The sequence below is a fragment of the Microbacterium sp. AZCO genome (assembly GCF_039614715.1).
GTDB lineage: Bacteria > Actinomycetota > Actinomycetes > Actinomycetales > Microbacteriaceae > Microbacterium.
Genome location: NZ_CP154857.1, coordinates 1,242,957 through 1,257,772, shown reverse-complemented (window position 1 = coordinate 1,257,772; position 14,816 = coordinate 1,242,957). Strand labels below are relative to the sequence as shown.

Annotated in this window: 13 protein-coding genes, 1 tRNA gene and 1 other RNA gene; 6 read left to right on the top strand and 9 right to left on the bottom strand. The window is 70.3% G+C overall.

Annotated features, from left to right (window positions below; genetic code table 11):
* Window positions 1-89: 89 nt before the first annotated feature.
* The 6 genes from AAIB33_RS05885 to aceE all read right to left on the bottom strand — a co-directional run bounded on the left by AAIB33_RS05885 (window position 90) and on the right by aceE (window position 7,668).
* Window positions 90-1,328, bottom strand: a complete 1,239-nt coding sequence (locus AAIB33_RS05885; RefSeq protein ID WP_345802622.1) for a beta-ketoacyl-[acyl-carrier-protein] synthase family protein — start codon at window positions 1,326-1,328, stop codon at window positions 90-92.
* 58 nt (window positions 1,329-1,386) lie between these two features.
* Complete coding sequence (locus AAIB33_RS05880) at window positions 1,387-1,635, bottom strand: acyl carrier protein (RefSeq protein WP_345802621.1); 249 nt, start codon at window positions 1,633-1,635, stop codon at window positions 1,387-1,389.
* Window positions 1,636-1,711: 76 nt separating this feature from the next.
* On the bottom strand, window positions 1,712-2,713 hold the full coding sequence (locus tag AAIB33_RS05875) for a beta-ketoacyl-ACP synthase III (protein ID WP_345802620.1): 1,002 nt from the start codon (window positions 2,711-2,713) through the stop codon (window positions 1,712-1,714).
* Complete coding sequence (locus AAIB33_RS05870) at window positions 2,710-3,624, bottom strand: ACP S-malonyltransferase (RefSeq protein ID WP_345802619.1); 915 nt, start codon at window positions 3,622-3,624, stop codon at window positions 2,710-2,712. Before AAIB33_RS05870 ends, AAIB33_RS05875 begins: the two co-directional genes overlap by 4 nt.
* A gap of 85 nt (window positions 3,625-3,709) precedes the next feature.
* A complete protein-coding gene (locus AAIB33_RS05865; RefSeq protein WP_345802618.1) occupies window positions 3,710-4,909 on the bottom strand; it encodes a helix-turn-helix domain-containing protein in 1,200 nt (399 codons plus the stop codon).
* A 29-nt stretch (window positions 4,910-4,938) separates the two neighbouring features.
* Complete coding sequence (gene aceE, locus AAIB33_RS05860) at window positions 4,939-7,668, bottom strand: pyruvate dehydrogenase (acetyl-transferring), homodimeric type (RefSeq protein WP_345802617.1); 2,730 nt, start codon at window positions 7,666-7,668, stop codon at window positions 4,939-4,941.
* A 230-nt stretch (window positions 7,669-7,898) separates the two neighbouring features.
* On the opposite strand from aceE, the gene AAIB33_RS05855 reads away from it, so the two are divergent.
* Window positions 7,899-7,971 (top strand) — tRNA-Val (locus AAIB33_RS05855).
* Between the two features lie 50 nt (window positions 7,972-8,021).
* Here the strand turns inward: AAIB33_RS05855 and AAIB33_RS05850 are convergent.
* Window positions 8,022-9,563, bottom strand: coding sequence for an amino acid permease (locus tag AAIB33_RS05850; protein WP_345802616.1), 1,542 nt, complete (start codon window positions 9,561-9,563; stop codon window positions 8,022-8,024).
* Between the two features lie 87 nt (window positions 9,564-9,650).
* Between AAIB33_RS05850 and AAIB33_RS05845 the strand changes: the two genes are divergently transcribed.
* The 3 genes from AAIB33_RS05845 (at window position 9,651) to rnpB (ending at window position 12,579) form a co-directional block, all read left to right on the top strand.
* Complete coding sequence (locus AAIB33_RS05845; protein WP_345802615.1) at window positions 9,651-10,382, top strand: C4-type zinc ribbon domain-containing protein; 732 nt, start codon at window positions 9,651-9,653, stop codon at window positions 10,380-10,382.
* A 39-nt stretch (window positions 10,383-10,421) separates the two neighbouring features.
* A complete protein-coding gene (locus AAIB33_RS05840) occupies window positions 10,422-12,149 on the top strand; it encodes a bifunctional 3'-5' exonuclease/DNA polymerase (RefSeq protein WP_345802614.1) in 1,728 nt (575 codons plus the stop codon).
* A gap of 45 nt (window positions 12,150-12,194) precedes the next feature.
* An RNA gene (gene rnpB, locus AAIB33_RS05835) (RNase P RNA component class A) lies at window positions 12,195-12,579 on the top strand.
* Between the two features lie 51 nt (window positions 12,580-12,630).
* On the opposite strand, the gene AAIB33_RS05830 is transcribed toward rnpB, so the two are convergent.
* Window positions 12,631-12,810, bottom strand: coding sequence for a hypothetical protein (locus AAIB33_RS05830; protein WP_345802613.1), 180 nt, complete (start codon window positions 12,808-12,810; stop codon window positions 12,631-12,633).
* A gap of 136 nt (window positions 12,811-12,946) precedes the next feature.
* Between AAIB33_RS05830 and AAIB33_RS05825 the strand changes: the two genes are divergently transcribed.
* Window positions 12,947-13,483 (top strand): LysM domain-containing protein, encoded by a 537-nt coding sequence (locus AAIB33_RS05825; RefSeq protein ID WP_345802612.1) that lies wholly within the window; start codon window positions 12,947-12,949, stop codon window positions 13,481-13,483.
* A 263-nt stretch (window positions 13,484-13,746) separates the two neighbouring features.
* On the opposite strand, the gene AAIB33_RS05820 is transcribed toward AAIB33_RS05825, so the two are convergent.
* Window positions 13,747-14,511, bottom strand: coding sequence for an ROK family protein (locus AAIB33_RS05820; protein WP_345802611.1), 765 nt, complete (start codon window positions 14,509-14,511; stop codon window positions 13,747-13,749).
* 67 nt (window positions 14,512-14,578) lie between these two features.
* On the opposite strand from AAIB33_RS05820, the gene AAIB33_RS05815 reads away from it, so the two are divergent.
* Entirely contained in the window at window positions 14,579-14,800 is a 222-nt protein-coding gene (locus AAIB33_RS05815; RefSeq protein ID WP_345802610.1) for an SPOR domain-containing protein, read from the top strand.
* Window positions 14,801-14,816: the final 16 nt, after the last annotated feature.

Genomic DNA, 14,816 nt, shown 5'->3' with positions numbered 1-14,816 from the left:
CAGCGGGAACGCGAATCGCCGCCTGACACGGAAGAAGCCCCCGCCCAATGGCTCAGGAACCGAGCCGGAGGCGGGGGCTTCTTCGCGTCTCAGACCGACCGGAACGCCACGACGGCGTTGTGCCCGCCGAACCCGAAGGAGTTGCTGATCGCGAGCTGCGGACCCTCGCCGAGGGCGATCGGATCGCCCGAGATGCGCAGCGGGATCTCGGGGTCCTGGGTCGACAGGTTGATGGTGGGAGGAGCCTGACGCTCCTGCAGCGCGAGCAGTGTGAAGATCGCCTCGAGCGCACCCGTGCCACCGAGCAGATGCCCCGTCGACGCCTTGGTGGCCGAGACCGGGATCTCGTCGATGCGGTCGCCGAAGACGCTCCTCAGCGCCTTGTACTCCGCGATGTCGCCCGTGGGCGTCGACGTCGCGTGCGCGTTGATGTGCGTGACCTCGTCGGGCGAGGCGCCCGCCTCCTCGAGCGCGCGGCGCACGGCGCGCGAGGCGCCCAGTCCCTCCGGCTCGGGGGCGGTGATGTGGTACGAGTCGGCCGTGACGCCGCCGCCGACGACCTCACCGTAGATCTTGGCGCCGCGCGCCTCGGCGTGCTCCTCGGTCTCGAGCACGAGCGCCGCAGCACCCTCGCCCATGACGAAGCCGTCGCGGTCGACGCTGTACGGGCGCGATGCCGTTTCGGGGGAGTCGTTGCGCTTGGAGAGCGCCTGCATCGCGGCGAACGCGGCGATCGTGAGGCCGTGGATGACGGCCTCGGAGCCGCCCGCGATGACGACGTCGGCGCGACCGAGGCGAAGCGCGTCGAAGGCGTTGATGAGCGACTCGGTGCTCGAAGCGCACGCGGACGCCACCGTGCGCGCGTAGGCGCGGGCGTTGAGGTGCATCGACACCGCCGCGGCCGGCGCGTTGGGCATGAGCATGGGCACGCTCATCGGCATGACGCGCCGCGGGCCCTTCTCCTTGAGGATGTCCCACCCGGCGAGGGTCGTCTGTAGCCCGCCGATGCCGGTGGCGAAGTCGACGCCGAAGCGGTCGGGATCGACGTCGGGGGCGCCGGCATCCGCCCACGCCTCCTTCGCGGCCACGAGCGCGAACTGCGCCGACGGGTCGAGACGGTTGGCGACCGGGCGCTCGAGCACCGAGTCCGGACGCACGGCCGCCTCGGCGGCGAACGTCACGGGCAGCTGGTACTTCTCGACCCAGTCGTACTCGAGCGTGTGTGCGCCCGAGACACCGCTCAGCAGGCCGGACCAGCTCTCCTGCGCGGTTCCGCCCAGGGGGGTGGTGGCGCCGATGCCGGTGACGACGATGCGGGGTGTGCTCATGTGTGGATCCTCGGGGGTCTCGGAGCCGGTGGGGGCGCGGACGCCCCCACCGGTCTGCTCAGGCCTGGTTCGACGTGATGTACGTGACGGCGTCACCGACGGTCTTGAGGTTCTTGACCTCGTCGTCGGGGATCGTCACGCCGAACTTCTCCTCGGCGTTGACGACGATCGTCATCATCGAGATCGAGTCGATGTCGAGGTCGTCCGTGAACGACTTCTCGAGAGCGACCTCGTCGGCCGAGATGCCGGTCTCGTCGGTGATGAGCTCGGCGAGCCCAGCGAGGACCTCGTCGCTAGTGAATGCCATGGGTTTCTCCTGCTTTCTTAGGGGATCTCCGGCCCGGGCCGGGCCGCTGTTCAGTCTAGGGTCGGGTGCTCGCGCGTCAGGGGAGGACGACGACCTGTGCGCCGAAGACGAGGCCGGCGCCGAAGCCGATCTGCAGGGCGAGCCCGCCGCTCAGCTCCGGGTGCTCCTCGAGCAGCCGGTGGGTCGCGAGGGGGATGGATGCCGCGGACGTGTTTCCGGTCGTCTCGATGTCGCGACCGACGACGACGGTGTCGGGCAGCTTGAGCTGCTTGGCGAACTCGTCGATGATGCGCATGTTCGCCTGGTGGGGGACGAAGGCGGCGAGATCGGATGCCTCGACGCCTGCGGCCTCGAGCGCCTGGCGCGCGACCTTCACCATCTCCCACACGGCCCAGCGGAAGACCGTCGGACCCTCCTGCCGGAGGGTGGGCCAGGGGGCGACGCCGTCACGGAAGTCGGTGAGCGGGTAGTCCATGCCGACGGCGTCGGCCTTCGAGCCGTCCGAGCCCCACACCGTCGGGCCGATGCCCGGGGTGTCGCTGGGGCCGACGACGACTGCTCCCGCCCCGTCGCCGAGGAGGAACGAGATGCTGCGGTCGGCGGGGTCGACGATGTCGCTCAGCTTCTCGGTGCCGATCACGACGACATGCTTCGCGATGCCGGCGCGGATGAGCGCATCGGCCTGGGCGACGCCGTAGGCGAAGCCCGCGCAGGCCGCGTTGACGTCGTACGCCGCCGCGGGGTTGGCGCCGACGCGATCGGCGACGATGGCCGACACCGAGGGCGACTGCTTGGGGTTGGAGATCGTCGCGACGATGACGGCGTCGACATCGGATGCCGCGACGCCGGAGCGCTCGATCGCCTCGCGCGCGGCATCCGTGGCGAGATCGATCGCGTCGGTCTCCTTGACCGCGCGGGCGCGCGTCACGATGCCCGTGCGCTGCCGGATCCACTCGTCGCTCGAGTTGATCGGCCCGATGAGGTCTTCATTGGGCACGGCGATCTCGCCGCGGGCGGCTCCGTACGAGTAGATGCGCGTGTGGGCGGCGCCGGTCGTCTGGATGAGCGAGCGGGTCATGCGGGTGCTCCCGTCAGAAGGGCGTCTGCGGATGCGAGGTCGTCGGGGGTCTTGACGGCGACGCCGGGCACGCCGCGCAGCGCGCGCTTGGCCAGGCCCGTCAGGGTTCCGGCGGGGCTCAGCTCGATGAGGCCGGCGACCCCGGCGTCGGCGAACGACGCCATGCAGAGGTCCCAGCGAACGGGCGACGCCACCTGGTCGACGAGCAGGTCGCGGTAGGCGGCGCCCGAGGCGACCTCGGACCCGTCGTGGTTGGTCCACACACGCACGCGCGGGTCGTTCGTGACGACGTCCGACGCCGCGGCGCGCAGCTTCTCGACCGCCGGGGCCATGTAGCGCGTGTGGAAGGCGCCGGCGACCTGGAGCGCGATGACACGGGTGCCGGGCACGGGCTCCGCCGCGAGCTGCTGCAACGCGTCGAGCGCACCCGCCGCCACGAGCTGTCCGCCGCCGTTGTAGTTGGCGGGCGTGAGGTCGAGCTCCTCGAGACGCGCGACGACGGCATCCTGGTCGCCGCCGAGGACGGCGCTCATGCCGGTTTCGGCCGCGGCTGCGGCATCCGCCATGGCGCGGCCGCGCAGGCCCACGAGACGCAGGGCGTCCTCTTCGGAGAGGATGCCGGCGGCCGCGGCCGCGGCGAACTCGCCGACCGAGTGACCCGCTACTCCTGCGACCTGGGAGTGGTCGCCGAGGGCGTTCCACGAGAGCAGACTCGCCGCGACGATGAGCGGCTGTGCCACCTTCGTGTCGCGGATCTGATCGGCATCCCACTCCGTGCCGGCGGCGACCAGGTCGACGCCGGACCACTCGGAGTACTCGCCGAGCCGCTCTCGTGCGCCGTCGCGCTCGAGCCAGGGTGCGAGGAACCCGGGGGACTGAGAGCCCTGCCCGGGGAAGACCGCGATGATCACCTATCCATCCTCCCAAGGATCGTTTGTGGCCTTCTGGCGACGGGCGCACAGATATGCCGCAAACCTTTGTTGACTGAGTACAGAGTCATGCATGCCCGCGTCGAGGCGACGTGGGGCGTCTGCGCGTCGAATCCGTCGCGACCGAACCGAGGATGAGCGCGGTCTGCAGGATGAGCGCCTCGCGCGGGCCCGTGGCATCCCATCCGATGACCTCGGACACCCTCTTGAGCCGATAGCGCACCGTATTGGGGTGCACGAAGAGCTCACGCGCCGTCGCCTCGAGCGACCGGCCGTTGTCGAGATAGCTCCACAGCGTCGCGACGAGGTCGGCGCTGTGCTGCTGCAGGGGGCGGAAGATCTTGTCGACGAGCGTCTGCTTCGCGAGCGGATCGCCCGCGAGGGCGCGCTCGGGGAGGAGGTCGTCCGCCTCGACGGGGCGCGGCGCGTGGCGCCACGCGCGCGCGACGGCGAATCCGGCCAGCGACGCCCGGGCGCTCTGACTCGCGTCGACGAGGGCCGGCACGGCCGGGCCGAGCACGAGGTGCCCCGTGCCGAAGCCCGGCTCGAGGCGGCGCGCGATCTCGGGGAACGGCAGCTCCGTCTGCATCTCGTCGCTCTTGGCGGGGAGCTCCGCGCGTCCGAGCACGAGCACGAGCCGGGTGCCCTGCACGCCGATCAGCACATCGACGCCGAGCTTGCGCGCCGTGCGGCGCAGCTGGTCGACGTCGAGCAGCGGGGGAGTCGTGCCGACCAGCACCGCCACTTCGCCGTGACCATGCCAGCCGAGCGCAGCGATACGGCTGGGAAGCTCCTCGTCGGCCTCGCCCGTCAGGATCGAGTCGACGACGAGCGCCTCGAGGCGGGCATCCCACAATCCCCTCGTCTCCGCGGCGCGCGCGTAGACGTCGGCCGCCGCGAAGGCGACCTCGCGGGAGTAGAGGAGCATCGCCTCGCGCAGCGGCTCGCTCTTGCTCGCGACCCGCTCCTCCGTCACCTCCACCGTGACGCGGATGAGCTGCAGCGTCTGCTGGAGGCTGACGCTGCGCAGCAGCTCACGGGGAGCCGCCGCGAAGATGTCGGCCGCGATCCAGGGCGTGGAGGCCGGGTCGTCGTACCACTGGATGAACGACGAGATGCCCGCCTGCGCCACGAGTCCGACGGCCGAGCGCCGCGCCGGCGGCATCTCGGCGTACCACGGGAGGGTGTCCTCGAGACGCTTGATCGTCGCCGTCGCGAGGTCTCCCGAGATACGCCGCAGCCACGCGAGCGTCTCGGTCTTGTCCATCGGAGTGGAGCTGGCAGGCATCCGCTGGGTCAGCTCTCGCCGCCCGCGTTGCCGCTCGTGCCGGCGGTCACATCGTGCAGGCGGTACTTCTCGATGGCCTGCGCGGCGAGACCGCGGTCGACGACGCCGTCCTCGGCGAGGGCGAGCAGCGTCCGCACGACGACGGACGGACCGTCGATCTTGAAGAAGCGGCGCGCCGCGGGCCGGGTGTCGGAGAAGCCGAAGCCGTCGGCGCCGAGCGTCGCGTAGCGGCGCGGGATCCAGTTGCGCACCTGGTCCTGCACGGCGTGCATCCAGTCGCTCACGGCGATGACGGGGCCCGACGTGTCGCGGAGCTTGTCGGTGATGTACGCCGAGCGGGGCTCCGCGGTCGGGTTGAGGAAGTTGTGCTCGTCGGCGGCGAGGCCGTCGCGGCGGAGCTCCGACCACGAGGTGACCGACCAGACGTCGGCCTGCACGCCCCAGTCGTCGCGGAGCAGCTGCTGTGCCTCGAGCGCCCACGGCACGCCGACGCCCGACGCGAGGATCTGGGCGCGCGGGCCCTCGCCCTCGGGGCTCGAGATGCGGTGCATGCCGCGGACGATGCCCTCGACGTCGACGCCCTCGGGCTCGGCGGGCTGCACGAGCGGCTCGTTGTAGACCGTCATGTAGTACATGACGTTGGGGTCGGGGTGGTTGCCGCCGTACATGCGCTCGAGGCCCGAGCGCACGATGTGCGCGATCTCATAGCCGTACGCGGGGTCGTACGAGACCGTCGCGGGGTTCGTCGAGGCGAGGAGTTGCGAGTGGCCGTCGGCGTGCTGCAGGCCCTCGCCGGTCAGCGTCGTGCGACCTGCGGTGGCGCCGATGATGAAGCCGCGCGCCATCTGGTCGCCCGCCGCCCACTGGGCGTCGCCGGTCCGCTGGAAGCCGAACATCGAGTAGAAGACGTAGACGGGGATGAGCGGCTCGCCGTGCGTCGCGTACGACGTGCCGGTGCCCGTGAACGCGGCGAGGGCGCCCGCCTCGTTGATGCCGACGTGCAGGATCTGGCCCTGCGGGCTCTCCTTGTAGGCGAGCAGCAGCTGGCGGTCGACCGACGTGTAGTTCTGGCCGTTCGGGTTGTAGATCTTCGCGGTCGGGAAGTAGGCGTCGATGCCGAAGGTACGGGCCTCGTCCGGGATGATCGGGACGATCCGGTGGCCGAAGTCCTTCGCCCGGAGGAGGTCCTTGAGCAGACGGACGAACGCCATCGTCGTGGCGATCTCCTGCGTGCCCGAGCCCTTCTTGGGGAGCGCGTAGGTCTCCTCGCTGGGGAGCGTGATGGGCACGTGGTGCGAACGGCGCTCCGGGAGGAAGCCGCCGAGCGAGCGGCGGCGCTCCACCATGTACTGGATCGTCTCGTCCTCGCCACCGGGGTGGAAGTACGGCGGCTGGTACGGGTTCTCCTCGAGCTGCGCGTCGGTGATCGGGATGCGCATGGAGTCGCGGAAGTGCTTGAGGTCTTCCAGCGTCATCTTCTTCATCTGGTGGGTCGCGTTGCGGCCCTCGAAGTGGTGACCGAGGCCATAGCCCTTGATCGTCTTGGCGAGGATGACGGTGGGCTGACCCTTGTGCTCGGTCGCGGCCTTGTACGCCGCGTAGACCTTGCGGTAGTCGAGTCCGCCGCGGCGGAGGTCGCCCCAGATCTGGTCGTCGGTCCAGTCCTTCACGAGTTCGGCCGTGCGCTCGTCGCGACCGAAGAAGTGGTCGCGGATGAACTTTCCGTCCTCGGCGCGGTACGTCTGGAAGTCGCCGTCGGGCGTCGTGTTCATGAGGTGGACGAGCGCGCCGTCCTTGTCGTTCGCGAGCAGGCGGTCCCAGCCGCTGCCCCAGACGACCTTGATGACGTTCCAGCCGGCGCCGCGGAAGAAGCTCTCCAGCTCCTGGATGATCTTGCCGTTGCCGCGCACCGGGCCGTCGAGCCGCTGGAGGTTGCAGTTGACGACGAAGGTGAGGTTGTCGAGTCCCTCGTTCGCGGCGACCTGCAGCTGACCGCGGCTCTCGACCTCGTCCATCTCGCCGTCGCCGAGGAAGGCCCAGACGCGCGAGTTCGAGAGGTCCTTGATGCCGCGGTTGGTGAGGTACTTGTTCGTCATCGCCTGGTAGATGGCGTTGATCGGACCGAGTCCCATCGAGACAGTCGGGAACTGCCAGTAGTCCGGCATCAGGCGCGGGTGCGGATACGACGGGATGCCGTCGGGGGCCTTCGACTTCTCCTGGCGGAAGCCGTCCAGCTGGTCGGCGCTCAGGCGTCCCTCCAGGAACGAGCGCGCGTAGATGCCAGGGGAAGCGTGGCCCTGGATGAAGATCTGGTCGCCGCCGGACGGGTCGTCGAGCCCGCGGAAGAAGTGGTTGAAGCCGACTTCGTACAGCGACGCCGAGGACGCGTAGGTCGAGATGTGACCGCCGACGCCGATGCCGGGCCGCTGGGCGCGGTGCACCGTGAGCGCGGCGTTCCACCGGATCCACCGGCGGTAGCGGCGCTCGAGCTCCTCGTCACCGGGGAACTCGGGCTCGTTCTCGGGGGCGATCGTGTTGATGTAGTCGGTCGTCGGCACCTGCGGAACGTTGAGCTGCAGCTCGTGCGACGTCTGCAGCAGGCTCAGCATGATCTCGCGGCCACGCCCGGATCCCTTGGCCTGCACGAGCTGCTGCAGGGATTCCTGCCACTCGGAGGTCTCTTCCGGATCGCTGTCGAGCGGTCCCTGGGAGTACGGATCCTGATCGTTGACAGTCACAAGAGACCTTTCGTCGTCTGGCAGGTCGTGCCAGGAATCGGCTACGGGATGCCGCCGGCTTTGTTCGCCACAGACAACGCATCCTGCATCAGCCTAGCGAGTCCACGGATGACAGGATTGTCGTATGGCGATCGAGCCCGGCGACCAGGCACCCGACGTCACCCAGCCCCGCCCGGGCGAGGCGATCGCGGCGCTCTGAGCCGCGCGGGCGGCCCGTAGACTGGCCGGAGGGGCCTTTAGCTCAGCTGGTAGAGCGCCACGTTTACACCGTGGATGTCGTCGGTTCGATCCCGGCAGGGCCCACCGTTCAGCCGGTGCGCTCGCCGGCGTTCAGCCGGTGCGCTCGCCGGCGTTCAGCTCGTGCGCTCGCCGGACCCCCGCGGATCGCCGTCGCTGTCGTCGCGCGTGTGCGCCACCACGTGAGGGAGCGCGAAGTCCTCGTACCCCGGCTGACCCAGGCGGGAGTGCCGCCGCGAGTACGTGAAGTAGATCACAAAGCCGACCACGAGCCAGATCAGGAATCGCAGCCACGTCTCGACGGTGAGGTTCAGCATCAGGTAGACGCACACGAGAGCCGACAGCCCCGGAAGCCAGGGGTTGAGCGGCACGCGGAAGCTGCGCTTGAGGTCGGGGCGCTTGCGGCGCAGCACGATGACCCCGATCGAGACCAGCACGAACGCCGAGAGCGTTCCGATGTTCACCATCTCCTCGAGGAGCCCGATCGGCGTGAAGCCCGCCACGATGGCCACGATCGCCGTGACCACGATGGAGATGACCCAGGGGGTGCGGAACCGGGGGTGCACCTTGGCCAGACCCGCAGGGAGCAGTGCGTCGCGCGACATCGCGAAGATGATGCGCGTGGCGCCGATGAGAAGCGTCAGCACGACCGTCGTGAGGCCCGCCACCGCGCCCGCCGAGATCAGCGTGGCCATCCAGTTGGCGCCGTGGAAGACGAACGCGTTCGCGAGGGCCGCCGCCGGGTCGAGCTCCTGGTAGGGCACCATGCCGGTCACGACGAGCGAGACGGCGCAGTACAGCAGAGTGCAGATGAGCAGCGACGCGATGATGCCGATCGGCATGTCGCGCTGGGGATTCTTCGTCTCCTCCGCCGTCGTGGCGACGACGTCGAAGCCGATGTAGGCGAAGAAGACGAGTGCGGCTCCCGCGAAGATCCCGCCGACACCGAACGTCGTGGGCTCGATCCCCGAGATGAACTGCAGCAGGGGCTGGCTGAGGCCCGATACTGCTTCCGTCGGCTGCGCCGGCGGGACGAACGGCACCCAGTTGGCCGGATTGACGAAGAGCAGCCCCGCCACGATGACGAAGAGGACGATGAAGATCTTCACGGCGACGAGAACGAGATTGACCCGCAGCGATTCCTTGATGCCGAACGTCATGAGGCCGCCGAGCACGACGACCAGCAGGATCGCCATGAGATCCACCGTTCCGCCGTACCCGATCGCCTCGGGGATCGGCACGCCGAGCTGCGACATGAGCGTGCCGAGGTAGGCGCTCCAGCCCTGGGCGACGACGCTCGCGCCGAGGAACATCTCGAGGATGAGGTCCCATCCGATGATCCAGGCGAAGAGCTCGCCGAGCGAGGAGTACGAGAACGTGTAGGCCGAGCCCGCGACCGGAACCGTCGAGGCGAACTCCGCGTAGCAGAGCGCGGCGAGTGTGCACGCGATCGCCGCGACGACGAAGCTGATGACGATCGCGGGGCCTGCGACGTCGTGCGCCGCTCTGCCCGTCAGCGTGAAGATGCCCGCGCCGATCACCACTCCGACGCCGAAGACCGTCAGATCGAGGGCACTGAGCGATTTCTTGAGGCGGAACTCCGGTTCGTCGGTGTCGGCGATCGCCTGTTCGACCGACTTCGTACGCAGAACGCTCATGGGGCGCGCCTCTCCTTCGTGGGGCCGGTCGTTGCATGCTAGTCCGCGACCGTCGCGGCGTCGACGGCCCACGGTAGGTTGGGGTGCGTGAACGCCAGCCCCGCAGACCAGCGCCGACTTCTCGAGGTCGCCGATCTCGACGCCCGCATAGGTCGCGCCGACGCCGCCCGCAAGAACCCCGCTCAGGCCGCGCGGGTGAACGAGCTGCTCGCAAAGCGCCAGGAGCTGAGCCAGGAGCTCACCGCCCGCCTCGGCGTGCGCGACGACCTGCGAATCGAGCTCAAGCGGATCGAGTCGGATGTCGCCGTCGTCGACGCGCGGCGCAGCCGCGACGCGGACCGTCTGGCCGCCTCGACCAACCCCAAGGAGGCGCAGGGGCTCGAGAGCGAGCTCGCCTCGCTCGCGCGGCGCAAGAGCGACCTCGAGGACGCCGAGCTCGAGATCATGGATCGCCTCGAGCAGGCCGATGCCGCCGTCGCCGAGCAGGAGGCCCTGATCGCCGAGACGAACGCCGAGGGAGGCCGCCTGAGCGCGGAGGGAAAGCAGGCCGTCGCCGACGCGACCGCCACGTTCGAGCAGGCGACGCGCGACCGCGCGGCCGTCGCGGGCGCCGTGCCGGCCGACCTCCTCGCCCTCTACGACCGCATCTCGCAGCGCACGACCGGGGCCGCTCTGCTCCGCGCCCGCACGTGCGAGGCCTGCCGCATGGTGCTCGCCGGCACCGACCTCCAGTCGCTGCGTCAGGCACCCGACGACCTCGTCGTCACGTGTCCCGAGTGCGGCGCCATCCTCGTCCGCACGGAGGAGTCCGGCCTGTGATCCGCCCTCTCGCCGTGTGCGCGGGCAGGGGCGGGCGACGTGGTTTCCGCGAAGACTGAGTCGAGCTGGATCGTCCTCGGGCTCGTCTCGGGCGAGCCCGTCGCCGCGGTCCTCGACACATCCGCGCACGAGGTCGAGCGGATCTCGCCGGGCCAAGACGCGCTTGCGGGCTGGATCGCAGAGGTCGAGGCATCCCGGACCGTCCGCTGGGTGTGGAACGACGCGCCGGCCTGGTATCCCGCCCTCCTCGCGTCGGGCGTGCGGATCGCGCGCTGCCACGATCTGCGGCTCTGTCACGCGATCCTGCGCGACTCGGCGCTCGTCGAGGGCGCGGAGGAGCTCAGGGCGGCGGTGGGGTGGGATGCCGCCCCGGCCGGCGACGCACGTGATGCGTCGCCCACCCTCTTCGACCTCGAGGACGCGGCTGAGCCGACAGGCCCGCCGACCGGCCTCGACGACGTGCTGGCGGAGTTCGCCCGCCAGCAGGCCGCGATCGCCGACTCGTCAGACCCGGGCCGCCTGCGCCTTCTGATCGCGGCGGAATCGGCGGGCGCCCTTGTCGCCGCCGAGCTGCGGGCAGCGGGCCTGCCGTGGGATGCCGCGGCGCACGATCGCATCCTCACCGACATCCTCGGATCGCGGCCCACGGCGGGCGGACTCCCCACCCGGATGCAGGATGCCGCCGACCGCGTGCGGCGCGAGCTGGGCGACCCGGGGGCGAGTCTCGACTCGCAGCCGAAGCTCCTGCGATCGCTCCACCGTGTCGGTCTCCTCGTCGAGTCGACGAGCCGCTGGGAGCTCGCGGAGCACGAGCATCCCGTCGTGGCGCCGCTCATCGAGTACAAGAAGCTCTCGCGCCTGCTGAGCGCGAACGGGTGGACCTGGCTCGAGGAGTGGGTCGACGACGGGCGCTTCCGGCCCGTCTACGTGCCCGGCGGCGTCGTGACCGGACGCTGGGCCGCGGCCGGCGGGGGAGCGCTGCAGGTGCCGCGACAGCTGCGCGGCGCAGTGCGGGCCGATCCGGGGTGGACGCTCGTCGTCGCGGACGTCGCCCAGCTCGAGCCCCGCGTGCTGGCCGCGATGTCGCGCGACGAGCAGCTGGCGGAAGCCGCGCGCGGACGCGACCTCTACACCGGCATCGTCGAGAGCGGCGCGGTCGAGACGAGGCAGCAGGCCAAGATCGCCCTCCTCGGCGCGATGTACGGCGCGACGACGGGCGAGAGCGGGCGGCTCGTCCCGCGCCTGCGGCGCATCTACCCCCGCGCCATGGCTCTCGTCGATCAGGCCGCGCGCGTGGGCGAGCAGGGCGGCGTCGTCACGACGTGGCTCGGTCGCTCGTCGCCGGCTCCGTCGTCAGGATGGCGCGCCACGCAGCTGCAGGCGAGCCAGGTCGAGGCATCCGGAGCCGATGAGACCCGCGCTCGCCGCTGGGCGCGCGATCGCGGCCGCTTCACACGCAACTTCGTCGTGCAGGGGACCGCGGCCGAGTGGGCGCTCGCGTGGCTCGCCGACCTGCGGGGCCGGCTTGCCTCGCTTCCCGCGGCGGGCGTGCCGGCGCCTCCCTCAGGACCCGTCTTCGGGAGGATGCCGCACCTGGCGTTCTTCCTCCACGACGAGATCATCGTTCACACGCCGGCCGAGCACGCCGACGCCGTCGCCGACGCGGTGCGCGGAGCCGCGGCATCCGCCGGTCGTCTTCTCTTCGGCGACTTCCCGATCGACTTCCCCCTCGATCTCAAGATCGCGCAGACCGCGGAGAAGAGCTGACCGCCGGGGCGCGTCAAGGGCCCCGACTAGACTCGGACACGCGAATGGGTCGGCCGGACGGTCGCGTCGCGGGGCTTCGCCGCCGCGCCGAGGAACGTCCGGGCTCCACAGGGCAGGGCGGTGGGTAACACCCACCCGGAGCGATCCGCGAGACAGTGCCACAGAGAGCAGACCGCTCTCCGGTCCCTGAGCTTGTCGAAGGGTCGGAGAGTAAGGGTGAAAGGGTGGTGTAAGAGACCACCGGGGTCGCGGTGACGCGACCCGCAGGGTAAACCTCGTCCGGAGCAAGGCCAGACAGGGGATGACGACGCGGCCCGCCGAGTCCCCGGGTAGGCCGCTGGAGCGGCACGGCAACGTGTCGCCGAGAGAGATGACCGTCGAAGGGGCGTCAGCCCCGGAACAGAACCCGGCGTACAGGCCGGCCCATTCGCCCCGCCGCCGCCCCGGGCTCAGACGAGCGCCAGGGCCGCGGCGACCTGAATCAGCTCATGCCGGAGCGAACCCAGTTCTGGACGCGCCAGATGACGTTGTAGAGGTTGAACGGTGCCTCGTCCCAGGTGTCCCAGCGCTGGCCCACGCCGGCCGTCCAGGCCGGGATGCGGCCGCAGCAGATGTGATGCCCGAAAAGGCGGAACAGGGTGTCGCAGAGCATGCCACGCATGAGGGTGTCCCTCTCGATCGTCGCGGCCCCTGGATGGGGCTAGCGTTGGCTGCTCACCCGGTCATGCTAGCGCGACACGGACAACCGCGTCCGGAATGCTGGACCACCGCTGGCGGACGCCGTTACGTTGGCGATCATGAACCTCGCAGGCAAGGTCACCCTCGGAGCATCGGTGGTCGTCATCGGGGGCCTGGTCGCCCTCGCAGCCCCGGCGATCGCCGCCATCGGCCAGGCGGCCGCGCCGATCATCGAGACGGCCCAGCGGGCGTCCGCCGCGCCCACGACGGACGCCGAGCCCGCCCACGAGACGGCCTGGGACGCCGAGGACCACGGGACGGCCAACGCCGCCCCCGAGGACGCGCTGACCCGGCGCGCGCATGAGGTCGGCTGCGATGCGTTCGTCCACGTCGGCAACTACGACACCCGGACGGGCGTCGTCGGGGCCAAGAGAGCGGACCCCCGGCCGGACATGGGTCCGCGCGAGTTCGCGGCAGGCCCGGTCACGCTGAACGATGACGGCAGCGTGGCGACCTACACCGTCCAGCCGGGCGACGCGGGCATGGCGATCGGTGAGCGCTTCTGCGTCGACTACGTCACCCTGTTCGACGCGAACGGCAAGTGGCCGCCCGCCGCGACGATCCAGCCGGGCGACGTGCTGCAGATCAACCCGTAGGTCCCCAGGACCGCCCCGCCGCCCTTAGGTGGTTGGCGGGGCTTCGTCGTTCAGGAGCTTCTGGGCGCTGGCGGAACACGGATAGAACAAAGGACGTCACGCGAAGCCCCTGAATTGCCACGAGCGTCCACGATCTCGCCGCCCGGGAAAGGAATTCCGGCCAGGGATTAACCGGGACATCCCCCATCTACCCTCAGGGACCCGCCACCCCGGCTTTTGTACCCGGCGTACAGGCCGGCCCATTCGCCCCCGCCGCCCCGGGCTCAGCCGAGCGCCAGGGCCGCTGCCCCGATGATCCCGGCGTTGTTGCGGTGCACAGCGGGCACGATGGGGCTCGTGAGGTCGAGCAGGTGCAGGAACTTGTCGGCGTGCTTGGAGACGCCCCCGCCGACCACGATGAGGTCGGGGCTGAAGAGGAACTCGATGTAGCTGTAGTACCACTGCAGCCGTTCGGCCCAGTCCTCCCAGGACAGCTCTTCGCGCTCCATCGCGGAGTACGCGGCGTACGACTCGGCGTCGCCCTTGTGCTTCGCGCGCTGCACGTGGCCGAGCTCACTGTTCGGCACGAGGACGCCGTTGTAGATGAGCGCCGAGCCGATGCCGGTGCCGAGCGTCGTGAGCAGCACGAGGCCGTCGCGCCCCTTCGCGGCTCCGTACCGCACCTCGGCGACGCCCGCGACATCGGCGTCGTTTGCGAAGTGGATCTCGCGTCCGAGGCCGTCCTCGAAGAACTTCTCGGCTTCGAACCCGATCCACTTCTCGGAGACGTTCGCGGCCGAGAGCGTGCGGCCGCCCTTCACGATGGCGGGGAAGGCGACCCCCAGGTGCACATCGGGATCGTCGGCGACATCGAGGGTGTCGAGCACCTGCTTGACGGCCTCGAGAACGTCCTTCGGCTCCGCGCCCTTCGGGGTCGGGACCTTGATGCGATCGCTCTGCAGGGCACCCGCTTCGAGGTCGACGATGGCCCCCTTGATCCCCGTCCCGCCGATGTCGACGCCCACCGCTCGATTCGTCTTCGATGCCATGCGCTCAGCCTATCCAGCGCGACGCGGCCGATCAGTAGGATCGAGTCAGGATCGAAGGGGAGTCACCGTGACGGACGGCAACGAGAAGTACTGGTACAACCTCAAGACCGGCAGGGTCGAGAAGGGATTCGTCTCTCCCTCGGTCGACCGGGCCGGCCCCTTCGACTCTCCCGAGGAGGCGGCGAACGCGCCCGAGGTGATCCGTGAGCGATCGCGCGCATGGGCCGAGGAAGAAGCGCGGAGCGACGACTGGGGATCGTCCGGCGCGACCGGCGAGAACGCCGAATAGTCTGGCCTGCGACGGC

What these genes read in the sequence shown, in the direction of transcription:
- AAIB33_RS05885 (WP_345802622.1), bottom strand. Translation starts at nt 1,328, where the DNA reads ATGAGCACACCCCGCATCGTCGTCACCGGCATCGGCGCCACCACCCCC.
- AAIB33_RS05880 (WP_345802621.1), bottom strand. Translation starts at nt 1,635, where the DNA reads ATGGCATTCACTAGCGACGAGGTCCTCGCTGGGCTCGCCGAGCTCATC.
- AAIB33_RS05875 (WP_345802620.1), bottom strand. Translation starts at nt 2,713, where the DNA reads ATGACCCGCTCGCTCATCCAGACGACCGGCGCCGCCCACACGCGCATC.
- AAIB33_RS05865 (WP_345802618.1), bottom strand. Translation starts at nt 4,909, where the DNA reads ATGGACAAGACCGAGACGCTCGCGTGGCTGCGGCGTATCTCGGGAGAC.
- AAIB33_RS05850 (WP_345802616.1), bottom strand. Translation starts at nt 9,563, where the DNA reads ATGAGCGTTCTGCGTACGAAGTCGGTCGAACAGGCGATCGCCGACACC.
- AAIB33_RS05830 (WP_345802613.1), bottom strand. Translation starts at nt 12,810, where the DNA reads ATGCGTGGCATGCTCTGCGACACCCTGTTCCGCCTTTTCGGGCATCAC.
- AAIB33_RS05825 (WP_345802612.1), top strand. Translation starts at nt 12,947, where the DNA reads ATGAACCTCGCAGGCAAGGTCACCCTCGGAGCATCGGTGGTCGTCATC.
- AAIB33_RS05820 (WP_345802611.1), bottom strand. Translation starts at nt 14,511, where the DNA reads ATGGCATCGAAGACGAATCGAGCGGTGGGCGTCGACATCGGCGGGACG.